Consider the following 2,348-nt stretch of genomic DNA (forward strand, 5'->3'; position numbering starts at 1 on the left):
GCGGCATCATCACCGCCCTCAAGGCGGCCGGCCTCGCCAAGCTTCCCCCGGTCACCGGCCAGGACGCCGAACTCGCCGGAGTCCAGCGCATCGTCATGGGCGAGCAGTTCATGAGCGTCTACAAGCCCTACGTCCAAGAGGGCCCGGTCGCCGCACAGATGGCCGTCGCCCTCGCCAAGGGCCAGCCGCTGACCATGATCACCAAGACCACGGTCGACTCCCCCACGAAGAAGGCCATCCCCTCCATGATCATCCCGATCGTGGCCCTCACCAAGGCCAACCTCAAGGAGACGGTCATCCGCGACGGCGTCTACTCGACCTCCGAGATCTGCACGCCCAACGTCAAGGACGCCTGCGACGCGATGGGCCTGAAGTAGCCGCCACGCCAAGGCCGTTCACCCGCGCGGGAAGCCCGCGCAGCCCCGTCCAGCAAACGTCCGCATTCTGAACGCAAATGTCTCCGCTCCGGTGCCGAACCGGAGCGGAATTGTGTTTTCCGGCCGCCATCGCCTGGCTCAATAGGCCCTCTCCCGCTGACCTCGGACCCCTATTAGCGTGCCTCGGCGCGGGGGTCACTCGGGAAAGGGTCTCACTGGCGTGTTCTATTACGCATTCAAATACATCGTGCTGGTGCCACTGCTGCGGTGGCCCCTGCGGCCCAAGGTCGAAGGGCTGAAGCACGTGCCGCGCACCGGCGCCGCGATCATCGCGGGAAACCACCTCTCGTTCTGCGACTCCTTCCTGGTTCCGGTGACAATCCGGCGGCGCATCACCTATCTCTGCAAGATGGAGTACTTCACGGGCCGGGGAGTCAAAGGCCGCTCGACCGCCGCGTTCTTCCGTGGCGTCGGGCAAATCCCGGTGGACCGCTCGGGCAAAGACGCGGCACAGGCGGCGGTCGACACCGGAATACGGGTGCTGCGCGACGGCGGACTGCTCGGCATCTACCCGGAGGGCACCCGGTCGCACGACGGACGGCTGTACAAGGGCAGGGCCGGGGTCGCCGCCATGGCGCTGCGGTCGGGGGCGCCCGTGATCCCCTGCGCGATGATCGGCACGTTCGAGGCCCAGGCGCGCGGCCGGCGGCTGCCGCGCCGGGTGCCGGTCACCATCCGCTTCGGCAAGCCCCTCGACTTCTCCCGCTACGCGGACCTGCCCGACCAGCGCGCGGTGCTGCGCGCCGTGACGGACGAGATCATGTACGCGATCCGGGCACTCTCCGAGCAGGAGTACGTGGACATCTACGCGACCGAGGCCCGGCCGCCGACGTGGGCGGCGCGGCCCGGCGCTTTCAGTGCGCCTGGTCCAGGGCGGTCGTGATCCGCCCCAGGAGCTGCTGGAGCGACAGGACCTCGGCCACCGAGAGACCCGTGGCCGAAAGGATCTTCAGGGGCACGGGAAGCGCCCGTTCCCGCAGGTCGGAGCCCTCTTCGGTGAGCCGGACCGTCACCGAGCGCTCGTCCTCGGCGCTGCGCTCGCGGGTCACCAGGCCCGCCGCCTCCAGCCGTTTCAGGAGGGGCGAGAGCGTGCCCGAGTCGAGCCGCAGCCGCTCACCGATCACCTTGACGGGCTGTGGGCCGTGCTCCCACAGCACCAGCATCACCAGGTACTGCGGATAGGTGAGGCCGAGGTCCTTGAGCGCGTCCCGGTACACGCCGCCGAACGCGCGCGAGGCGGCGTGCAGGGAGAAGCAGACCTGGTGGTCGAGGCGGAGCAGATCGACGTCGGACGCCAGGGGCGGGTTCGACGCGGCGGGAGTCGACGAGGAGCTCATGACACCAGGGTAGCTTGTCGCCCATCATTGAGTTGCACGCACTTAAGTTGTGTGCAACTCTTTAGACCGGAAGAGAGCGGCCGCCGCTCACCACCGGACGGAAGAAGAGGCATCCCATGGACGCGCTGTATACCGCCGCCGCCACCGCCAACGGGCGCGAGGGCCGGGCCGTGAGCTCGGACGGCCGGCTCGACCTCCCCCTGGCCATGCCCCCGGCGCTCGGCGGAAACGGCGAGGGCACCAACCCGGAGCAGCTCTTCGCCGCCGGGTACGCGGCCTGCTTCGCCAGCGCCATGGGAGCGGTCGGCCGTCAGATGAAGGTCGACACCAAGGACGTCTCCGTCACCGCCGAGGTCTCCATAGGCAAGGACGACACCGGCTTCGGCCTCGCGGTCGTCATGCGTGTCGAGCTGCCGGACGAGCTCGCGGGCGAGACCGGCCGCCGGCTGGTCGAGGCGACGCACGCCTACTGCCCGTACTCCAAGGCGACGCGCGGCAACATCGAGGTCGAGCTCGTCGTCGAGTAGCGGCTCCCCCCGACGAACAAGCCCGGGCCGACGAGGTGACCCTCGTC

General features: G+C 69.1%; 4 protein-coding genes. 3 read left to right on the forward strand and 1 reads right to left on the reverse strand.

The window, feature by feature from the left end; genetic code table 11:
- Positions 1–377, forward strand: a 377-nt coding sequence (locus ACFWA7_RS39875; RefSeq protein ID WP_385828063.1) for a substrate-binding domain-containing protein, incomplete at its 5' end; no start/stop codon positions are given.
- Positions 378–597: 220 nt separating this feature from the next.
- On the forward strand, positions 598–1,320 hold the full coding sequence (locus tag ACFWA7_RS39880; RefSeq protein WP_385828065.1) for a lysophospholipid acyltransferase family protein: 723 nt from the start codon (positions 598–600) through the stop codon (positions 1,318–1,320).
- Here the strand turns inward: ACFWA7_RS39880 and ACFWA7_RS39885 are convergent.
- Positions 1,292–1,774 (reverse strand): MarR family winged helix-turn-helix transcriptional regulator, encoded by a 483-nt coding sequence (locus ACFWA7_RS39885; RefSeq protein WP_385828067.1) that lies wholly within the window; start codon positions 1,772–1,774, stop codon positions 1,292–1,294. The genes ACFWA7_RS39880 and ACFWA7_RS39885 overlap by 29 nt on opposite strands.
- 116 nt (positions 1,775–1,890) lie before the next feature.
- Between ACFWA7_RS39885 and ACFWA7_RS39890 the strand changes: the two genes are divergently transcribed.
- Entirely contained in the window at positions 1,891–2,301 is a 411-nt protein-coding gene (locus ACFWA7_RS39890; protein ID WP_385828069.1) for an organic hydroperoxide resistance protein, read from the forward strand.
- The last annotated feature ends 47 nt before the right edge of the window (positions 2,302–2,348 follow it).

Source organism: Streptomyces sp. NPDC059994 (assembly GCF_042737755.1).
In the GTDB taxonomy this organism is placed as follows: domain Bacteria; phylum Actinomycetota; class Actinomycetes; order Streptomycetales; family Streptomycetaceae; genus Streptomyces.

Bases quoted from the DNA above. Each gene is read 5' to 3' on its own strand.
- ACFWA7_RS39890 (WP_385828069.1), top strand. From the start codon at position 1,891: ATGGACGCGCTGTATACCGCCGCCGCCACCGCCAACGGGCGCGAGGGC.
- ACFWA7_RS39885 (WP_385828067.1), bottom strand. From the start codon at position 1,774: ATGAGCTCCTCGTCGACTCCCGCCGCGTCGAACCCGCCCCTGGCGTCC.